Here is a 20,922-nt window from a genome sequence, read left to right on the forward strand (position 1 = left end):
ACTTATGGCGAAAACGCATATTACGAAAAACTCTACTTTTAGACCAAGGTATTCTTTCAGAAACTTCTGGGATGTAATCACGCTCGGTCTTCTTTTGTTCTCTACGGTCGTGTTCTACTATCTAAAAACTAGTTTTAGCCCAATGACTATATTTGGCTTAATAGTGCTTGTTCCTTTTGTAGTATGGGTGCTACATTTGTTAATCCGACGCATTGTCTTTTCTCAGTCTACTTTCTATATAGAAAAATATACTTGGCCATCAAAGAGAATAAAATATAGCGACGTCATTGATCTTGGATATACCAGTATTAAGACTCGAAACGGCGATGTCATTCTTGCTGGGATGAGCAACGCGCCCGAGTTAATCGAACAATTCCGCGAGCTCATTGAACAAGGCAAGATCAACAAGGGTCAAATTGAAAACAAACTTGTTCAAGAAGAAGCCACTTTCCGAAAATCGATCATTCCCGCTTTGTTTGTTTCCTTCATCTTGTGGGCCTTGATGCTATATTTCTGGCCATACCATCACCTCATTTTCAACGATGGTGGGATCTGGCTATTTCTTTTTGGTGTTTTGTTTTTGCTTGTGGTGATCTTTTTGGTCGTGCTACTGATTACGCAATGGCTATTCAAGAAAGCGGGCTAACACAACGCGCAAAACGCCGCCGAGAACAGCGGCTGAAGCAAGCAACTACCCCATCCTCCCCGTAATGTACGCCTCCGTCAATTCTTGCTTCGGTTTCGTGAACATGGAATTGGTCTCTGGAAACTCGACCAACTCGCCCAGCCAGAACAGACCTGTGTAATCGGACACGCGCGCGGCTTGTTGCATGTTGTGGGTGACGATGACGATGGTGTAATCTTGTTTGAGTTCGGCGATCAACTCCTCCACGCGCAGGGTGGCGATCGGGTCGAGCGCGGATGTGGACTCGTCCATCAGGATCACTTCGGGTTGCGCGGCAATGACGCGGACGATACGTGGTGGTTGTTGCTGGCACAACGCGAACTCCAACGCGCCAGTTTTGAGAACGCCGCATCCCCAAGTCGTTTTAAGTTGACAAATCCCAATAATCCATTATACTGAATATATATCACTTTATTGACGGCATGATGAAAAAGTGAGATATGTTTTGAAGCGATGAAACCCGGTCGCTTCTGGAGGTTCTGCGTGGAGGCTCGTCTGTTTTGTGCGCGGCAGGATCGAATGTTGAATGGTGAAATTGCCAAACGCTGGGAGATGGCGCAAGGCGCCGGTCTCGCCACAATATCATGTTGGCTCGAAGTAGTGGGAATCTTTTTTGACCGAGTATTAATTTCCAGCAAGTCTATCCAAAATTTGTTTTCACAATCGCTTTGCCTAATCCCCCGCCAAGGGGTTTTTCTTTTCGCGTTGCAAAACGGGCGTTGCCCCGCGCATGGTATGCGCAAGTAGACGTTCAATAGCGACTGCCAATTGACGTATTGAAGATGAATAGGAGAAGCGTTATGGATGAACAATAAATCAGAAATCTTCTTCCAACAATTCAATCAAACAAAGCGAGGAGTAACCATGAGCGACCAATATAAGTACGTACTCACCGAAGCCGATATGCCCAAGGCTTGGTACAACATCAACCCGGATATGCCGGTCGACCCGGCCAAGACCGCCTGGAACGCGGTACTGCATCCCGGCACCAAAGAGCCGGTGACGCCGGACTTTCTGGCGGTTTTATTCCCCATGAAATTCATCATGGAAGCGGTCAGCATGGACCGCTGGATCGATATCCCCGAACCGGTCCGCGAGATATACAAACTGTGGCGTCCGTCGCCTCTGTATCGCGCCCGCCGCCTCGAGAAGGCGCTCGACACGCCCGCCCATATTTACTATAAATATGAAGGGGTGTCGCCCGTCGGTTCGCATAAACCCAACACAGCCATTGCCCAGGCGTTTTACGCGAAAGAAGAAGGCGTCAAGGGATTCACGACCGAGACCGGCGCGGGGCAGTGGGGTTCGGCGATGTCTATGGCGTGCAACTTCTTTGATCTGGAATGCCATGTCTACATGGTGAAGGTTTCCTACAACCAGAAGCCATACCGCCGCATCATTATGGAGAACTTCGGCGCGACGGTCACTCCCAGCCCGTCGAATAAAACCCAATACGGGCAAAAAGTGCTGGCGGAGGATCCCAACAGCCCCGGCTCGCTGGGCATTGCTATTTCGGAGGCGGTGGAAGCGGCGGCGACCTCCGGTGGCAAGTATAAATACTCCCTCGGTTCTGTGCTTGGACCCGTGCTCATGCACCAGACCGTCATTGGGTTGGAAGCCATCAAGCAGTTCGATATGGCTGGCGAATACCCGGATACGGTCATTGCCTGCGTCGGCGGCGGAAGCAACTTCGCCGGGTTCACTTTCCCGTTCATCCACAAGAATCTGACCGAAGGCGCAAAGACGCGCGTCGTGGCTGTCGAACCTGCGGCCTGCCCGACGCTCACCAAAGGCAAATACGCCTTCGATTACGGCGATACCGCGCAGATGGCGCCCATCGTCAAAATGCACACGCTGGGGCACAACTTCGTGCCGGAGGGCATCCACGCCGGCGGATTGCGCTATCACGGCATGGCGCCGCACGTCTCCGCGCTGGTGGACAGCGGTCACATTGATGCGATTGCCATCGACCAGTTAGATACGTTCGAAGGCGCCTCCATATTCTCCAAGGCGGAAGGCATCGTCCCGGCGCCCGAATCGTCTCATGCCATTCGCGCCGCGATCAACGAGGCGTTGAAGTGCAAAGAAGAAGGCAAGAAGAAAGTGATTGCCTTCAACCTCTCCGGGCACGGTATCTTCGACCTGGCGGCGTACGATGAATATATGAAAGGAAACCTCCAACGCTTTGAATACCCCGCTGAAAAGATCGAGGCTTCCATGAAGGAACTGCCGGAGGTCGCGCTCTAACGAGCGGAATCTCTTATTCATTCCTCCAACTGCGTAGTTGGAGGAATGAATATTTCAGAAACACAGACAGTAGATGATTGGCTTGCTATGCGTACCCTTGAACCTTCTGAAATCCGTTTGCGGTTTGTGCCGCTCGAGACATTATTACTGCATGAAGAGGATGATCCCTACCGCGTGCAACGGATCGTTGATTCCATCACGCGGGATGGGCTCCTGCGTAATCCGCCCATTGTGGCGGAATATCAATCGAAATATATTGTTTTAGACGGGGCGACTCGCGTGACGGCGCTGAGGGCTATGGGCTTCCGCGACGCCATGGTCCAGATCGTGGAGTATGACAAAGAAACAGTAGACCTCAGCGTTTGGAACCACATCATCGTTGGTTTGTCTCCGGAGCATTTGCTTGCGGACCTTGCCGATATCGACGAGTTTACGATTGAACCGATCGAGGACGCGACCGCCATTCAGCGATTGAACGCGCGGGATATCGAAGCCTGCATCATCATGCGCAACGGTTCCCAATTCGCCGTGTTGTGCGAGGGCGATGTGTGCGATAAGGCGGATCTGCTTTGTCAGTTGGTCTCGGTATATCGAGGGAAGGCGGAAGTCCATCGCACGGCGGCGATCAACATGCCGCTCCTGATCGGGGAATACCCCAACCTTTCGGCGGTCATTGCGTTTCCCGCGTACGCGCCGTCGGATGTGGTTGAGATCGCCCTCAACGGGAGCAAAATTCCCATGGGGGTGACCCGGCATCTCATCCCGGGGCGAGCGTTGGGGTTGAATATCCCCATTGGGAAGTTTGACGATTCGACCTCCCTTGAAGAAAAAAATGCCTGGCTGGATGAAAGCATCCGCCAGAGATTGAAGGTGAACAAGATCCGGTTGTATCAGGAACCGGTATTTGTGTTCGATGAGTGAATGGATTATGACCTCTCAACTGATCACTGGAAACGAAGCGATCGCTTTGGGGATGGTGGAACAGGGGTGCCGCGTGGTGACCGCCTACCCTGGCACGCCAAGTTCTGAAATTTTGGCGGGGGTCATCAAATATAAAAAACGCCTCCGCCGCGACGTGTACGCGGAGTGGTCGGTCAACGAGAAGGTGGCGTTTGAAGTAGCGCTCGCCGCCAGTTGGACGGGACTGCGCGCCGCCGTCGCCATGAAACAGGTGGGATTGAACGTCGCATCGGACCCGCTGTTTAGCGCGGCATACACGGGCGTGAAGGGCGGGTTCGTCATCATCCCCGCCGACGACCCTGGACCGCATTCCTCCCAGACCGAACAAGATTCAAGATTGCTGGCGCTTACCGCCAAAGTCCCCGTGTTCGACCCGTCCACGCCGGCCGAGGCGCGGGAGATGATCAAGGATGCGTTCGAACTTTCGGAGCGCTTCAAGATCCCCGTCATCGTGCGCCCGACGACGCGCTTGTGTCACGTCGTCAGCCCGAACGACGTGGACGAATCCGCGCCCGATGAAAAAATCCCCTCCGTCAAATTTCAGAAAGACCCGGTCCATTGGACTGCCACCCCCAAACTGCGCTTCAAACTTCATACGGAACTCAACCAGAAACTGAGCGACATCGCCGCTGAGTTTTCCAAATCCACATACAACGAAACGATCAACGCCGACGGCGGCGCGATCGGGATCATCGCCTCGGGCGTCGCGTATCACACCGCCCATCAGGCGTTGAGCGAGTTGGGCGTCCGCGTTCCCATGCTCAAGATCGGGACGCCGTTCCCACTGCCATTATCTTTAATCGAAAATTTCTGCGCGTCGGTCAAAACCGTGATTGTGCTGGAAGAACCCGACGCGTGTATCGAACTGCAAATTGCGGACCGCAGCAACGTGAAGGGACGGCTCGACGGCGCGGTTCCCAACGCGGGCGAGTTGACTCCCGAAGTGATGTTCGCGATTTTGCACAAAGCCTTCACCGAAGCGGGGATGCAAGTCCACGCCGCGCCCGCAGACAGCGAACTGAGCGCGTTCCTCAAAACCCTGCCCATGCCCGTCAGGCGACCGCGCCTCTGCCCGGGCTGTTCGCATCGCTCCGCCTTTTACGCCATGAAGCGGACGTTCGGTCCGCGCGCCATTTACCCTGGCGATATCGGCTGTTACACGCTGGGGACGAATCTCCGCGCGGTGGATACCTTTGTGGATATGGGCGCTTCGATCACGATGGCGAACGGATTCTTCCAAGCCAACCGACTCGCCAACGACGAGCGCGTCATCATGGCGACCATCGGCGACTCGACCTTTTTACATTCGGGCATCCCGCCGCTGATCAACGCCGTCCACACGGGGGCGCGGTTTGTGTTGTTGATCCTCGATAACCACACCACGGCAATGACGGGTTTTCAGCCGACTGCCGCGAACGACTATCTCGCCGACGGCTCCGACGCGCCGCGCAAAGTTTCCATCCCCGATCTGGTTCGCGCCTGCGGGGTCGAATACCTCAAAGTGACCGACCCGTACGAGCAGGAGGATTTCGCCGAAATCCTGAAAGAGGCGCAGGCGCACGCGCAATCTCCGAATGGAGGCGTGGCGGTCGTCATCGCGGACCGCCCGTGCGTGTTGTACGACAAGGAGCCGATTCTGGAAAATCCGCTGCCCGTCGTCATCACCGAAGAATGCGACGGATGCCGCTTCTGCACGGAGGCGTTTGAATGTCCCGCGCTGGTTCTGCGCGCCGACGGCAGCCGCGTGGATATTGATTACACCATCTGCGTGGACTGCGGTCAGTGCATTGACGCCTGCCACAAGGGATTCATCGTCCCGAAGATTGCCGAGATGGCGGGTTCGGTATGAAGCATAAAGAGAGCCAATTGCAATCATGATGAAGGGTTGTGTTTCGTTCCACTATAGACCACGGAGACGCTGAGTCACGGAGTCTTTAATAAATTTTTCTCGGTGTCTCCGTGTCTCGGTGGTTTGGTATGTGCAGTTAAGGTTAATGGCTTGATTTTCAGAAGAAAACAATATCCGACTTTCTTTCATAAAAGAGGCAGAGCTGTGCAAAGCCCCCTGTGGGTTAGCCCGCCGAAACATTGATTAACATGAACTCAACCAACGAACGCAAGGTCATCATCACGGGCATCGGCGGGCAGGGGATCGTCTTTCTCACGCGCCTGCTTTCGCAAACCGCGCTCGAACTTGGGCAGGGCGTGGTCGTCTCTGAAACGCATGGGATGAGTCAACGCGGCGGCTCGGTCATCTCGCATCTCAAGATCAACGGAAGCGACGCGCCGCTCATCCAGCGCGGCTCGGCGGATGTGATGATCGCCCTGGATGCGGGCGAAGCCACGCAAAACCTCGACTTCATGCGCCGCGGCGGGGCGGTCTTCGTCAACAGCGCCGAAGGGTTGCACGCGAGTCTCGCGCCGCATCTCGAACGGTTGGACATCCGCGTTTTGAATTATCCCGCCACCGCAGTCGCCGTCGAGTTGGGTTCGCCCGCCGCCGCAAATATCGTGATGGCGGGGTTCGTCGCGGCGTTTTCTGTTTTGGGTCTTCCCTACGAAGACATGATTCAAACGCTCAAACAAATTTCCAAAAAGGGAAGCGAGAACAATTTGCGGGCGATCCACGCGGGCTTCGAGGCGGGGAAGAAAATGAACGAGGAAGAAATGAAACACAAAGGACACGAAGTACACAAAGGGGAGGAAGAAAATCAAGTTGTGAGGGTTTTCCCTTCACAACCTTCGTGACCTTTGTGACCTTCGTGGTTAAAAGGTTTTCAGAACCACACTCATATCATGAACACATTCGACCACTTCACCCCCGCCACACTATCCGAAGCGCTTTCGATTCTGTCCGAGCGCAATGGGAACGCCGCCGTTATCGCGGGCGGCACCGACCTGCTTCTCAGGATGAAAAATCATATCCTCAAGCCCGCCGCCGTGCTCAACGTCAAGCGCATCCCCGAACTGCGCGCGCTGTCGTTCGATTCCAATGAAGGACTGCGCCTCGGCGCTCTCACCACGCTGAGGGATTTAACCCGCTCGCCGCTCATCCGCGACTTTTATCCTGTTCTCGCCATCGCGGCGGGACTCATGGCGTCGGAGCAGATTCGCAGTCTTGCGACGCTGGGCGGCAACTTGTGCAACGCCTCGCCATCCGCAGACCTCGCCCCGCCTCTCATCGCGCTGGATGCGGTTGCCTGTCTCGTCAGCCTTTCCTCCGAGCGACAGATTCCGCTCGCCGAATTTTTTACGGGTCCTGGCAGGTCCGTTTTGCAAAAGGGCGAGTTATTAAAAGAGATCATCGTCCCGCCGCCGCAGGGGCAGACGGCGTATCTCAAACATTCGCCGCGCGCCTTCATGGACATTGCCATCGTCGGCGCGGCTGTGCGGATTCAACAACAGGGCGGCAAATGCCGTCAGGCGCGGATCGTGTTGGGGGCGGTCGCGCCAACTCCACTTCGGGTGAGAAGCGGGGAAGAGTCGCTGGAGGGAAAAACGCTGACAGGCGAGATCATCCGCCAAGCCGCGACAATATCCGCCGAGTCGTGTTCCCCCATCAGCGACGTGAGAAGCGCGGCGTGGTATCGCAAACGCATGGTGGAAGTTTTGGTCCGCAGAGGCATCGAGGCAACGTTATGAAATTGCTGATCACACTTACGGTGAATGGCGACGCGCATGAAGTGTATGTTGACGCGCGCCGAAGTTTACTGGACGTTCTGCGGAACGAACTCGGCTTGATGGGCGCGCACCGCGGATGCGACTCGGGCGATTGCGGCGCGTGCACGGTCATCGCAGACGGCGCGCCTGCGACTGCGTGCATGATGCTGGCGGCAGATTGGAACGGCGCGGAGATTCTCACTGTCGAGGGACTCGCAACAGAGGGGCAGTTGCATCCCATTCAACGCGCGCTGGTCGAGAAGGGCGGCATTCAATGCGGCTTTTGCACGCCAGGTTTTGTGATGAACATCAAAGCGCTGTTGGATGAAAACCCCAAGCCAACCGAAGCCGAAGCGCGGGCGTGGCTGGCGGGCAATCTCTGCCGATGCACGGGGTACGCGAAAATCATCGAAGCGGTGATGAGCGTTGCGGAGGGAAGAGCATGACGGACGCGCCGCTCATCGGTCAACGCATTCCCAAACTGGACGCGCCCAGCAAGGCGGCGGGCAAGACCACCTATGGTCACGATGTGCGCCTGCCAGGCATGTTGCATGGGCGCATTTTATATTCGCGGTATCCGCACGCCAAGATCGTTCGCATGGACACCTCCCGCGCCGAGAAATTGCGCGGCGTCAAATGCGTGTTGACGTTCAAAGATAATCCGCCGCATTTGTTCGGTTACGGCAAGGATAACAAGCCGTTCAAGGATATTGCGCGAAGTCTGCGCGACGAGATCGCGGGTGTGGTCGCAACCGACGCCGACATCGCCGAAGAAGCGCTGTCGCTCATCGAAGTGGATTACGAACTTCTGCCGAATGTCTTTTCGCCGCGCGAAGCGCTGATGGAATCCGCGCCGTTGATTCACCCCGAACACAAGTCGAATTTGTTCCAGCGCTACAACTACTCGCACGGCGATCTGGCGCGGGGCGAGAGCGAGTCGGCGGTTGTGGTGGAGGAGAAATTTTTGCTTCCGTATGTCTCGCATGTGTGCATGGAGACCAGCGTGGTCGTGGCGCAGTTCGATCATCGGGAGCATTTGACTCTTTGGAGCACGACGCAAATCCCGTTTTTGTTACAGCGCGATCTATCCGAAGCGTTGAACATTCCTGGGAGCGCGGTCCGCATCATTCAAACCGCCGTCGGCGGCGCGTTCGGGCGCGGGTTGGACATCTATCCCTACGAACCCATCGCGGCGTTGATGTCGCGCAAGACGGGTCAGCCTGTGCGCGTGGCGTTCTCGCGCGAGGAGGAATTTTTGGCGGGTCCTGCCCGCCAGCCAGCGGAAGTGACCGCGCGGGCGGGCGCAAAAGCGGATGGGACGCTCACCTTCAGGGATGTGTCGTGTATGTTGGATGTGGGCGCGTACATCTCGTGGGGAACGGTCACGCCGCTGGTGATGATGGAGACCACCGCTTCGTTATATCAAGTTCCTCACGCGCGCTTCACAGCGGACTGCGTGTACACCAACAACCTCATCACGGGCGCGATGCGCGGATACGGCAACCCGCAATCCACGTTCGTCATCGAAACGCTGATGGATCGTCTCGCCGAAGCGTTGAACATGGACCCTGTGGACTTCCGTATCCTGAACGCGAACGTGCCCAACTCCACCACGCCGCAGGGATTGGTGATCACCTCCTGCGGGTTGAAGGAATGTCTCGAAGCGGTCGCCGCGAGCGCGGACCAAAGCGTCGCGCAGAAAGCGCCGACAACTTCAGCGAAGCAACCTTCGGCATTTGAACTCGGCAACAATGGAAACCTGCCGCCGCACATCAAACGGGGAATCGGATTCGCCTCCACGCTGAACGTCGGCGGCGGGGCGCGCATCTATCGCAGTGACGGCTGTGGGGCGACGGTCAAAGTGGACGACTTCGGTCACGTCACGCTGGTGACTGGCTCGACGGAAATCGGTCAGGGGTCGGAGACGGTGCTGGCACAGATCGTGGCGCAGACGCTGGGCGCGCAGATCGAAAACGTGACGGTGTTGAACAGCGATACCGACATCAAACCCTGGGATGTGGGAGTCCACGCCAGCAGGACGACGTTCATCGCGGGCAATGCCGCGTACCTCGCCGCGGTGGATGCGCGGAATCAAATCTTCGAGACGGCTTCGCAATTGCTCGGCGTCGGCGTGGATCAACTGTCCGCGAGCGCGGGGCAGGTCTCCGTCAAGAATGAAGCGGGGAAGTCCATCTCATTGGAACAGGTTGCCCGTCGTCGTCATTTCAAGGAGGGCGGCAAGGTTATCCTCGGCGAAGGCTGGTACGACCCGCCGACTCAACTGGTGGATAAGGATACGTATAAAGGAAATATTTCGGCGGCGTACGGCTTCGGCGCGCAAATGGCGGAAGTGGAAGTGGATACCGAAACGGGCAAGGTGCGCGTGTTGCGGCTGGCGTGCGCGAACGACGTCGGTCATGCGATCAACCCGATGGCGGTGGAGGGGCAGATCGAAGGCGGGGCGCAGATGGGGTTGGGCTATGCGTTGACCGAGGAGTTGATCGTGAAAGATGGAAAAGTGATGAACCCCGACCTGCTCGATTACCGCCTGTTCACCTCCGCCGATATGCCGATCATCGAAACGCACATCATCGAGACCGACGACCCTGGCGGCCCGTTCGGCGCGAAGGGCGTGGGTGAGATGGGCGGCACGCCGACCGCCGCCGCGATTGCGAACGCGATCTACGACGCGGTGGGCGCGCGCATGATCCAACTGCCGATGACTCCCGAGCGCGTGCTGGCGGCGTTGGATGTGAAAGAAAAGGGAGCGGTTCTTTAGGGGACGCAGAAAAACGCAGAGAACGCAGATTCTTCTTTTTTGAATCCGCGTTCATTGGCGTTTATCCGCGTCCAATTTTGAAGGTATAACGCGCGAGAGCCAAGGAGAAAGAATGACGAAACCCCGCTTCAACCCCGACCTGTTGACTGTCCCGCTGTATGTGGCGGGCAGGAGCATTCAAGAGATTCACGAAAAGTATGGGCTTGAGAAGATCGTCAAACTGGCTTCGAATGAAAGCCCAGTGGGTTCGTCGCCGCTTGCGATTCAAGCCGCGCTGGAGATGATGGCGGAGGCGCATCGCTACCCTGGCGTGGGAGATGTGACCCTGCGCCGAAAACTGGCGGAACGGTTCGGGCGCGGTTTCACCGAAGATAATTTTCTGATCGGCAACGGCGCGACGGATTTGTTGCGAATGATCACGCAGGCGTTCACTTTCGACGGCGGCAACAACGTCATGGCGGACGTGACGTTTCCGATGTATCACATCTTCACCACCACCTTCGGCGGCGAGTGTCGCATCATCCCGTTGACCGCGCATCACCGCTTCGACCTCGACGCGATCCTCGCCGCGATTGACGACGATACGCGCATCGTTTTTCTCTGCTCGCCGAACAACCCGACGGGCATGATCATCCTGCAAAAGGAATTCGAGCGTTTCATGAGCAAGGTCCCCGAGCATGTGGTGGTGGTGATGGACGAGTCGTACCACGAATACATGACCGATCCCGCGCACGCGAAAAGCCTGGAGTACATCGAGCAGGGACGCAACGTCATCGTCCTGCGGAGTTTTTCCAAGTCTTCGGGGCTGGCGAATCTGCGGGTGGGATATATGATCGCCTCCGCCGAGTTGACCGAGTACACGCGCCACGCGCTCCTGCCGTTCAACACCAGCGACATTGCCCTGTGCGCCGCCGCCGCCAGCATGGACGACGACGAGTACAACGAACTTCAGCGCAAGACGGTCTTGAACGGGCGCGATTATTTTGAATCGTCGTTCGCCGATTTGGATTTGCAAGCCATTCCGAGTCAGGCGAACTTTGTCGCGATCATCGCTCCGCCGCTGGGGGCGGCTCGCCTGACGGAATTGCTTTTGCAACGCGGATTCATCGTCCGCGAGTTGACCACGTTCGGGATGAAGAACGCCATCCGCGTCAGCGTGGGGACGATGGAAGAAAATACGGACTTTATCAAAACTCTCAAACACGTGCTGGAAACGGAAGGAGTCGCCGCGTGACGTACATCAAACGCATTGAACGGGTCGCATTGGCTGTGCCAAATCTGGATGAGGCGAAGAAATTCTTCGAGCAATGGTTCGACGCAAAATTCCACGACGAGGAAAACATCGCAGACATGGGCATCCGCTATCGCCCGTTTGAAGTGGGCGAAAGCCTGATGGAACTGCTCGAGCCGACGCGCGAAGACAGCCCTGTGGCGAAGTTCCTCAAACACAACGGCGGACCTGGCGTGCATCACATCACGTATGAGGTGGACGATCTCGACGAAGCCATCGCCGAGTTGGAACGGCGCGGCGGGCGCATCGCCTATCGTCACACCTACGGCGAAGGCGTGACGTTTGAAGGCAAGGTCTGGCGCGAAGCGTTCGTGCATCCGAAAGATTCGTTCGGCGTGTTGATCCATCTGGCGGAGAAGAAGGCTGTGGCGTAGGAAATGCGCCCTCATCCCCAGCCCTTCCCCCGCGGGGGGAAGGGAGTCCCCTCTCCCTGCGGGAGAGGGTTAGGGTGAGGGAGAATCAATGATATGAATCCCCTCGACTCTCTCACTGTCCTCTCTCTCGAACAGGCGACGACGCTTCCTTATATGACCTTGAAACTGGTCATGGATGGGATGCGGGTCATCCGCCTTGAGTCGCCTCCGCGCGGCGACCCGAACCGTTGGGTGGGTCCGCAGGTGTTGAGCGACTCGAACGCCGAGACAGGCTTCGAGTCGGGGATGAACGCCTACTTCCTGCCGAACAATTTAGGGAAGGAATCCATCACCCTGAACCTGCTCGACGAAACGGGGCGGCGCATCCTGCATCGCCTGATCCGCGAAACGCCGATTGACATCTTCGCCACGAATCAACGCCCCGATTCGTATAAAAAGCTCGGCATTGATTACGAAACGCTGAGCGCGATCAAACCCGATTTGATCTGGGTGGGCATCACGGGTTTTGGACCGACGAGCAACGAAGCGGCGTACGATCCCATCTTGCAGGCGCGCGCGGGTTTCATGGAGTTGACGGGCGACGCGCATGGCGACCCGATGGTCTTCGGCTTGCCGATGGTGGATTTGGGCGCGGGCGAACATGCCTACGGCGCGGTGATGAAGGCGTTATATCGGCGGGCGGTCACGGGTGAAGGGACGCGGCTCGATATTTCCATGTTTCAATCCGCCGTTTCGTGGATGGTCTCGCCCGTCCTGCTTTCGCATAGTTTCGATGTGAAGGCGGCGCGGCGCGGCAACACGCATCAATTCTTCGCGCCTGTGTCGGTCTACCCCACCTCGGACGGATTCGTGTATCTCGCCGTCGGCACCGACCGTCAATGGGAGGCGTTGACGGGGCAGGCGGGATTCGAATCGCTGGCGAATGAAAAATACAAACACAACGCGGGGCGCATCGCGGAGGTGGATGAACTCAACGAGCAATTGAGCGCGATCTTCAAAAAGCATTCCACGGCTGAGATCATCGAAATGTGCAACAAGATCGGCGTGCCCGTCTCGCGTGTGAACAGCATCCCGCTAGTCTGCGCCGACCCGTTGATCGCGAGTCAACTGGTGAAGGCGCGCGATGCGCGTTCGGGAATCGAGATCGCCATTTCGCCGCCAGCGGTCATCTCCGCGCACTTACGCGCGCGCGGCTTGACTCTAGGATTCCCTCCGCGTTTGGGAGAGCATAATGAAAACGTATTCGGCGCGTTGAGTTGCGACGTGAATGAGTTGAAGGAGAAAGGCGTTGTTTGATGGCATGGCAATTTATTGGGACGCAGAAAAACGCTGATTTCGCTGATTCAAAAAAGAAAATCTGCGTTCTCTGCGCGCTTCGCGTCAGCGTCCTGATTTTGTTGTGACAATCTAGAAAACCATCCTCGAATAAAACCACGAATAAACGAATTGGCGCAACACATTCGAGTATTCGTGAAAAAATTCGTGGACGGCTCTTCACTGCAAGTACAACAGGCTAACCAATGGATCTATTGCTGACCGAAGAACAAAAACAATTCCGCGCCTCCGTCCGCAGTTTTGTGGATAAGGAAGTGATTCCCTCCGCGCAAGAGATGGACGAGCGGGGCGAATTTCCGCGCGCGCTGTTTCAACGCTGCGCCGCCAACGGCTACTTCGCCCTGCGCTATCCCGAATCCGTCGGCGGCATGGGCGCGGACTTCCTCACCTACTGCCTGATGATGGAAGAGATCGCGCGCGGCTCGCTCTCGCTGGGGGCGGCGGTCGCCATGCAAACGCTGATGGGCACCGACTTGGTCCATCGCTTTGGCACAGACGAACATCGTCAACGCCTGCTTATGCCCGCATTGCGCGGAGAAAAGATCGGCACGATCGCGATGACCGAACCCGACTTCGGCTCCGACCTCGGCGGCATCACCACCCGCGCGATTCAAAAGGAGGGCGGCTGGGAGATTCACGGCAGGAAGATGTGGATCACCTCCGCGACGGTGGCGGACTTCTTCACCGTCGCCGCAAAAACGGATCCCGAGGCTGGCTTCAAAGGCATTGACTTTTTCCTCGTCGAGAAGGAACGCGCGGGAGTGCGCGTGGGGCGCAAGATCGAGAAGATGGGCGTGCGCGCCTCGGAAACCTCCGAGTTGATTCTGGAGCATGTCCACGTCCCTGCGGAGAACATGCTCGGCAAACAAGGCGCGGGGTTCAAGAATCTCGGCGACATCCTGTGCCAGATCCGCGTGATGACGGGCGCGTTGGCGCTCGGTTTGGGCGAGGCGGCGTTGAAATCGTCCATCACATATTCCAATGAGCGCGTCCAGTCGGGGCAGACGATTGCAAACTATCAAGCCGTCTCGCACAAGATCGCCGAGATGGGGACTCGTCTCGAAGCGGCGCGCGCGCTGGTCTATCAGGCGGCGAAGGATATTGACGCGGGCAATAAAGACGTCAAACTCGCTTCGATGACGAAACTATTCGCCACCGAAACCGCCAACTTCATCGCCGACGAATGCACGCGCATCTACGGCAGTTACGGCTTCGCGATGGAATACGACGCGCAACGCTATTACCGCGACGCGCGATTTTTACTATACGGCGGCGGCACATCCGAAGTGCTGAGGAACGTCATCTCCAAAGCCATGGGCGCGCCCGAGTCGCGGAAATAATTTATCCGCAGATGACACAGATTGCGCAGATTCAAAAAAAGAAAAATCGGCGAAGATCAGCGTAATCTGCGGATGAAGAAAACAGAAGGAATTGACTTATGACACAAAAACCTATCCGAGTGTTGATCGCCAAACCAGGGCTGGACGGTCACGACCGCGGCGCGAGACTGGTCACACTCGCCTTGCGCGACGCGGGCTTTGAGGTGATCTACCCAGGCTTGCATCAGACCGTCCCCAAAATCGTCGAAAGCGCGTTGCAAGAGGACGTGGACGTGATCGGTCTCTCCGTTCTTTCTGGGGCGCATCTGCCCATCGCCGAAAAATTGATGAACGAACTCCGCAAAGCGGGCATGGACGACAAACTCGTCATCGTCGGCGGCAACATCCCCGAACAGGACATCCCCGCGCTGACCTCCTTCGGCGTGGCGGGCGTCTTCCCCACAGGCAGTCCCTTCGAAGAGATCGCCGCGTTCATACGAAACAGCATCGCGGATAAAGTGTCTTAAACACGAAGTACACGAAGGTCACGAAGGAATAAACCCAAACGTCTTCCACCCTTTGTGTACTTGGTGTCCTTTGTGTTTGAAAAAATTTTGCCCATAGGAGTTCCAATGGCAGACAAAATTCGAGATGTGATTCTGGAATCGGGCATCCCCGTCAAACCCGTGTACGGACCCGAAGACTTGAAAGAGATCGACGCCGCGAGCGACATCGGCAAGCCAGGCGAATTCCCGTTCACGCGCGGGATTCATCCCTTCATGTACCGCCAGCGACCGTTCACCATGCGTCAATACGCGGGGTTCGGAATGCCGCATGAGACCAACCAACGCTTCAAGTTCCTGATCGAAAACGGACAGAACGCCCTCAACGTTGCCTTCGACCTGCCCACCCAAATGGGACTCGATTCCAGCGACCCGCTGGCGGATGGCGAAGTGGGGCGCGTGGGCATGGCGGTGGATACGCTCGCGGACATGGAAGTCGCTTTTGCGGGCATCCCCATTGACCAGATCAGCGTCTCGCTCACCATCAACGCGGTGGCGGCTCCCATCATGGCGATGTATTTTGTCGCCGCCGAAAAGCAGGGCGTGCCGTTGAATCAAGTGCGCGGCACGGCGCAGAACGACATCCTCAAGGAATACATCGGGCGCGGCGCGTGGATCTTCCCCGTCGAGCCAGCCGTCCGTTTGATCGGCGACACGATCGAATTTTGCGCGCGCAACGCGCCGAAATATTATCCCGTCTCGGTCTGCGGATACCACATCCGCGAATCGGGCGCGAACCCCATGCAGGAGATCGCCTATGCCTATTCCATCGCGCGCGAATATATCCGCCGCGGGCTGGGGCGCGGCTTGAGCGTGGACGACTTCGCGGGGCAGATCTCGTTCAACTTCGATATCTACGGCAACTTCTTCGAGCAGATTTCAAAGTTCCGCGCGGCGCGGCGGTTATGGGCGCGCATCATCAAAGACGAGTTCGGCGCGAAAAATCCCAACACAATGATGATGAAGATGATCGCGGGCGGCGGGGGCGGCGGTCTCACCATCGAACAACCCGAGAACAACATCGTGCGCGGCGCGTACTACGCGCTCATCTCCGCCCTCTCTGGCACGCAGACCATGGCGCTGTGCAGTTACGACGAAGCCTACACCATCCCAACCGAAAAGGCGGCGTTGATCTCGCTTCGCACCATGCAAATCCTGATCGAAGAGATGGGCATCGGCGACACCGTGGACCCGCTCGGCGGTTCATACTACGTCGAAAGTTTGACCAGCGAATTCGAGCGCCGCATGGCGGACGAGATCAAGCGTGTGGACGAACAGTGGGGCGGAATCGTGGAGGCGGTCAGCGCGGGCATCTTGCAGGGCGAGGTGGCGCGTCAAGCCTATCAGTTTGAAAAAGGCGTCCAGGATGGGTCAATTCCAAAAGTCGGAGTGAACCGCTTTCGCATGGAAGAGGAAAAGCGCGACGTGGCTCTGCATCCGTATGACTCGAAACAGGCGGAGGAGTCGATTCGCCGCACAGCGGAAGTGATCGCGGCTCGCGACGCAGGGACGGTTGATTCGGCGCTTCAAAAAGTCCGCGCCGCCGCGAGAGACGGGCAGAACACCATGCCCGCGTTGATCGAAGCCGTGCGCGCATACGCGACCATTGGCGAGATCACGAAGACGCTGAAAGAAGTCTTCGGCGAATATGCGGAACAGGTGCGGTTGTAATTGGAAAAAGATTCAAACACAAAGGACACGAAGTACACAAAGGTTTTAAAGGGTTTCCTTCGTGACCTTTGTGTCCTTCGTGTTTAATTTTTTGAGTTAGGAGAATCTATGCGGCTTGGTTGCGACATCGGCGGGACGTTCACCGACTTTGTGCTGCTCGACGATGAAACGGGCGAGATCAAAGTGTATAAATGCCTCACCACCCCAGGCGACCCGTCTGACGCGGTGGAGGAGGGCGTGCGGGCGTTGACGAGCCGCGTTCCGAATCTTCCGCAAAAGATGAAGGAAGTGATTCACGGAACCACGCTGGTCATCAACGCCATCATCGAACGCAAAGGCGCGCGCACGGGGCTGATCACCACCGAAGGATTCCGCGACGTGCTGGAACTTGGGCGCGAGACCCGTTACGCGCCATACGATGTCTTCGCCGAATTTCCAAAGCCGCTTGTGCCGCGCCCGTTGCGGATGGAAGTCCGCGAGCGATTACGCGCCGATGGAAGCGTGTTGAAAGCGCTGGATACAAAACAGGCGGAGGAGGTCGTCCACGCATTGAAGGATGAGGGCGTCAAGTCCATTGCCATCTGTCTACTGCACTCGTTCGAAAACCCTGCGCACGAACTGGCGGTCAAGGAAATCGTCGCAAAAGAATTTCCAGAAGTGTCCATCTCCACGTCGTACGAAGTCCTGCCGCAGATCCGCGAATACGAGCGCGCCAGCACCACCGTCGCCAACGCCTACGTCAAACCGCTGACCGAAACCTACCTGCGAAAACTTTCCAAGAGGTTGAGTTCGCTCGGCTTCAGCGGGCGATTGTTCATCATGCTCTCCAGCGGCGGCATCACCTCCGTCGAAACGGCGGCGGAGTTTCCCGTGCGCATCATCGAGTCGGGACCGACGGCGGCGGTGATCGCGGGCGAATATTTCAGCCGCCTCTTCAACCTGCCCGAAATGTTCTGCTTCGACATGGGCGGCACGACCGCGAAGTCGTGTCTCATCCAGGGCGGAGTCGCGGGCGTCGTCCCAACGTTCGAGGTGGGCAGAGTCCAACGGTTCATGAAAGGAAGCGGGCTGACGATTCAAGTCCCAGTGGTGGATTTGATGGAAATCGGCGCGGGCGGCGGGAGCATCGCGCATCTCTCGCGTCTCGGCACGCTTCAAGTCGGACCTGAAAGCGCGGGCGCGGAACCAGGTCCCATCTGCTATGGGCGCGGGGGCAAACGTCCCACCGTCACCGATGTGGACCTTCTGCTCGGCTACCTCGACGCGGAATATTTTCTCGGCGGTGAAATGAAACTGGATGTGGAGGCGGCGCGGCGCGGCGTGGAGGAACAGATCGCCCAGCCGCTCGGCGTTTCGTACATTCAAGCGGTGTGGGGCATTCACGACCTGATCAACGAAACGATGGCGGCGGCGGCGAAGACACATATCGCCGAACGCGGCGGGAATCCCAAAGTGGTCACGCTGGCGGCGTTCGGCGGCGCGGGACCCGTCCATGCCTATGGGCTGGCATACAAACTCGGCGCGCCGCGCGTGATCGTCCCGCCCAACGCGGGAGTCGGCTCCGCCATGGGATTCTTCACCGCTCCCCGCGCCTTCGATCTGGTCCGCAGTCACAAAGCGCCGCTCGCAAGCCTTGACGTGGAAGAGATCGAAAAACTTTTTCACGCCATGGAAGCGGAAGGCGAACGCGCCCTACGCACGGCGGGCGCGACGGATGAAATTTCCTTCACCCGCTCGGTGGACGCGCGCTTCATCGGTCAAGGCTCGGAGACGAACCTGCTTCTGCCGCCCAAGCCTTTCACGCAACTTCAGCCAGACGAACTGCGGAGTCTCTTCGATAAAAATTACGAACGTCTTTACGGACGCACCTACCCAGAGATTCCCATCGAGTTCGTCAACTTCCGCGCGCGGGCGAGTTTGCCTGTCCAGCCGTTGAAACTTCAAGAGTTGGACAAAACAAAAGGCGATGTGAAAAACGCGATCAAGGGCGAACGGCTGGCGTTCTCTGGTCAGGCAAAAGACTTCATCCCCTTCAAAGTCTACGACCGCTACAAGTTATTCCCTGGCGTGTCCTTCGCGGGACCCGCCATCATCGAAGAACGCGAATCCACCATCATCGTCGGCGAAAGCGCGACCGTTTCGGTGGATGGCTTCGGCTTCTTGTGGATGGAGATGCGGAGGGAGTGATACAAAATTTTCTAACACAAAGTACACAAAGGTCACAAAGGGTTAAGACTTGCTCAACTAGACACCTTCTTGTAGACCGTCGCGCATGAGAGCCTAAACCAAAGAGCCAAAACATTACTCAACCCAACTTCGTGTACTTCGTGTCCTTTGTAGTGAATCAAGAAACAGTAAATGGAACAACCCATGACCCAAACCTTCGACCCCATCACCCTCGAAATCCTCTGGCGGCGGCTGATCTCCATTGTGGACGAAGCTGACGCCACCGTCGCCCGCACCGCGTTCTCCAGCCTGCTGCGCGACGCGCACGACTACACCTGCATGTTCACCGACCGTCACGGGCGCGAACTGGCGCAAGGGACTCTCGCCACGCCTGGTCAATCGGGCGCGATGGCGCTGGGCATTCACAAACTGGTTCAACACTTTTCAGCGGATGACCTTCAGGCTGGCGACGTGTTCATCACCAACGACCCCTGGGCGCTGGCGGGGCATCTTAACGACATCTGCGTCTTCAGCCCGATCTTCCACAAAGGAAACCTTGCCGCTTTCACGGCTTGCGTTCTGCATCACTCGGATATCGGCGGGCGGGTCGCGTCTGACAATCACGATGTCTTTGAAGAAGGCTTGTTCATCCCGCTGGTAAAACTCTACGAACGCGGCGAATTGAATCAAGCCGTGCTGGATATGATCCGCTGGAACGTCCGCACGCCCGAAAACGTCATCGGCGACATCCGCTCGCAGACGGCGGCGAATCACGTCTGCGCCGCGCAGGTTCAGCGGATGCTCGAAGAATATCAACTCGACTCGCTGGACGACCTTGCGGATGAGATCATCGCCCGCAGTGAAAAGAGCGTCCGCTCGGCGATCGAACAAGTCCCCGATGGAATCTATCGCGCCGAGGGCGTCATCGAACAGATGGAGGGGCAGAAGGATATCGTCATCAAAGCCGCCGTCGAAATCAAAGACAGCGACATCACCGTTGACCTCGCGGGTTCCTCGCCGCAGGTCAGTTGGGGCGGCAACGTCGTATACAACTTCACCTTCGCCTACGTCCACATGGCGATCAAAAGCATCTTCGACCCCGACATTCCGAACAATCACGGCAGTGTCGCGGTCATCAAACTCGACGCGCCCGAAGGCAGTGTGGTCAACTGCCGCTTCCCAGCCGCCGTCGCCGCGCGGATGCAGATCGGTCACTTCATGGCGGAGATCATCTATCGCGCATTGGCGCAGGCGCTTCCACAGCGCGTCATCGCCTCCAGCGGCGGCACGCCCGCCACCATGAACGTCTTTTACGGAACGTTCAACAACGGCAAACCCTGGCACTCGGTCATCATCCGCGGTGGGGGCATGGGCGCAAGCAGCGCCCGCGACGGCGAGAACAGTTACATCTTCCCAGCCAACGGCGCGAACACGCCCATCGAAATCCTCGAAAGCGACACGCCCCTCCTCGTCGAACGCCGCGAACTGTTGATGGATTCGGGCGGGGCGGGAAGATTCCGTGGCGGGCTGGGGACGCGCACCGTCTTCCGCATCCCAGACGACGAACACGCGCCTCCGACTCCCGTCAGCCTGGGCATCCAATCTGGACGTTTTCGCCTACCCCCAGAGGGATTGGCTGGCGGGCAGGCTGGCTCGCGCGCAAAATTTCTCGTCAACGGGGAGCAGGGGAATCCCTACGGGCTGACCAAACTTAACCCTGGCGATGTGGTCGTCATGGAATCGTCTGGCGGTGGCGGCTACGGCTCTCCCGCCGAACGCGACCGCGACGCGCTTGCCGAAGACCTCCGCGCAGGGCGGGTGTCTGAGGAAAAGGCGAAATCGGAGTATGGGTTTGAGTAGCCCCAACGAACG

At 57.5% G+C, this 20,922-nt stretch carries 16 protein-coding genes and 1 pseudogene; 16 read left to right on the top strand and 1 reads right to left on the bottom strand.

Annotated elements, in window-relative coordinates:
- Nucleotides 1–142 precede the first annotated feature (142 nt).
- Complete coding sequence (locus tag AC16KF_RS13685) at nucleotides 143–646, top strand: hypothetical protein (protein WP_484037887.1); 504 nt, start codon at nucleotides 143–145, stop codon at nucleotides 644–646.
- Nucleotides 647–691: 45 nt separating this feature from the next.
- Here the strand turns inward: AC16KF_RS13685 and AC16KF_RS13690 are convergent.
- Nucleotides 692–1,027: pseudogene (locus tag AC16KF_RS13690) on the bottom strand (phosphate ABC transporter ATP-binding protein); the annotation flags it as partial.
- Nucleotides 1,028–1,549: 522 nt separating this feature from the next.
- Here AC16KF_RS13690 and AC16KF_RS13695 point away from each other — a divergent pair.
- The 15 genes from AC16KF_RS13695 (at nucleotide 1,550) to AC16KF_RS13765 (ending at nucleotide 20,910) form a co-directional block, all read left to right on the top strand.
- Nucleotides 1,550–2,932, top strand: coding sequence for a TrpB-like pyridoxal phosphate-dependent enzyme (locus tag AC16KF_RS13695; protein ID WP_484037888.1), 1,383 nt, complete (start codon nucleotides 1,550–1,552; stop codon nucleotides 2,930–2,932).
- 87 nt (nucleotides 2,933–3,019) lie between these two features.
- Nucleotides 3,020–3,853: a hypothetical protein gene (locus tag AC16KF_RS13700; protein ID WP_484037889.1), complete on the top strand. Its 834-nt coding sequence runs from the start codon at nucleotides 3,020–3,022 to the stop codon at nucleotides 3,851–3,853.
- A 7-nt stretch (nucleotides 3,854–3,860) separates the two neighbouring features.
- A complete protein-coding gene (gene iorA / locus AC16KF_RS13705) occupies nucleotides 3,861–5,741 on the top strand; it encodes an indolepyruvate ferredoxin oxidoreductase subunit alpha (protein ID WP_484037890.1) in 1,881 nt (626 codons plus the stop codon).
- Between the two features lie 248 nt (nucleotides 5,742–5,989).
- Nucleotides 5,990–6,640: a 2-oxoacid:acceptor oxidoreductase family protein gene (locus AC16KF_RS13710; protein ID WP_484037891.1), complete on the top strand. Its 651-nt coding sequence runs from the start codon at nucleotides 5,990–5,992 to the stop codon at nucleotides 6,638–6,640.
- A gap of 48 nt (nucleotides 6,641–6,688) precedes the next feature.
- Nucleotides 6,689–7,534 (top strand): FAD binding domain-containing protein, encoded by an 846-nt coding sequence (locus AC16KF_RS13715; protein ID WP_484037892.1) that lies wholly within the window; start codon nucleotides 6,689–6,691, stop codon nucleotides 7,532–7,534.
- Nucleotides 7,531–7,998 carry a (2Fe-2S)-binding protein gene (locus tag AC16KF_RS13720; protein ID WP_484037893.1) on the top strand — a complete coding sequence of 156 codons (468 nt, stop codon included), beginning with the start codon at nucleotides 7,531–7,533 and terminating at the stop codon, nucleotides 7,996–7,998. The genes AC16KF_RS13715 and AC16KF_RS13720 overlap by 4 nt, the downstream gene beginning before the upstream one ends.
- The gene (locus AC16KF_RS13725) at nucleotides 7,995–10,331 is read left to right on the top strand and encodes a xanthine dehydrogenase family protein molybdopterin-binding subunit (protein ID WP_484037894.1); all 2,337 of its coding nucleotides are present in this window, start codon (nucleotides 7,995–7,997) and stop codon (nucleotides 10,329–10,331) included. The genes AC16KF_RS13720 and AC16KF_RS13725 overlap by 4 nt, the downstream gene beginning before the upstream one ends.
- A gap of 112 nt (nucleotides 10,332–10,443) precedes the next feature.
- The gene (hisC, locus tag AC16KF_RS13730; RefSeq protein WP_484037895.1) at nucleotides 10,444–11,565 is read left to right on the top strand and encodes a histidinol-phosphate transaminase; all 1,122 of its coding nucleotides are present in this window, start codon (nucleotides 10,444–10,446) and stop codon (nucleotides 11,563–11,565) included.
- Complete coding sequence (locus tag AC16KF_RS13735) at nucleotides 11,562–11,996, top strand: VOC family protein (protein ID WP_484037896.1); 435 nt, start codon at nucleotides 11,562–11,564, stop codon at nucleotides 11,994–11,996. Before hisC ends, AC16KF_RS13735 begins: the two co-directional genes overlap by 4 nt.
- Before the next feature lie 93 nt (nucleotides 11,997–12,089).
- Nucleotides 12,090–13,292, top strand: coding sequence for a CaiB/BaiF CoA transferase family protein (locus AC16KF_RS13740; RefSeq protein WP_484037897.1), 1,203 nt, complete (start codon nucleotides 12,090–12,092; stop codon nucleotides 13,290–13,292).
- 224 nt (nucleotides 13,293–13,516) lie between these two features.
- Entirely contained in the window at nucleotides 13,517–14,671 is a 1,155-nt protein-coding gene (locus tag AC16KF_RS13745; protein ID WP_484037898.1) for an acyl-CoA dehydrogenase family protein, read from the top strand.
- A gap of 98 nt (nucleotides 14,672–14,769) precedes the next feature.
- Nucleotides 14,770–15,177: a cobalamin B12-binding domain-containing protein gene (locus AC16KF_RS13750; RefSeq protein ID WP_484037899.1), complete on the top strand. Its 408-nt coding sequence runs from the start codon at nucleotides 14,770–14,772 to the stop codon at nucleotides 15,175–15,177.
- A 105-nt stretch (nucleotides 15,178–15,282) separates the two neighbouring features.
- Nucleotides 15,283–16,884, top strand: coding sequence for an acyl-CoA mutase large subunit family protein (locus tag AC16KF_RS13755; protein WP_484037900.1), 1,602 nt, complete (start codon nucleotides 15,283–15,285; stop codon nucleotides 16,882–16,884).
- 108 nt (nucleotides 16,885–16,992) lie between these two features.
- The gene (locus AC16KF_RS13760; protein ID WP_484037901.1) at nucleotides 16,993–19,071 is read left to right on the top strand and encodes a hydantoinase/oxoprolinase family protein; all 2,079 of its coding nucleotides are present in this window, start codon (nucleotides 16,993–16,995) and stop codon (nucleotides 19,069–19,071) included.
- A gap of 171 nt (nucleotides 19,072–19,242) precedes the next feature.
- Entirely contained in the window at nucleotides 19,243–20,910 is a 1,668-nt protein-coding gene (locus tag AC16KF_RS13765) for a hydantoinase B/oxoprolinase family protein (protein WP_484037902.1), read from the top strand.
- Nucleotides 20,911–20,922: the final 12 nt, after the last annotated feature.

It is taken from the genome of Candidatus Defluviilinea gracilis (assembly GCF_057138825.1).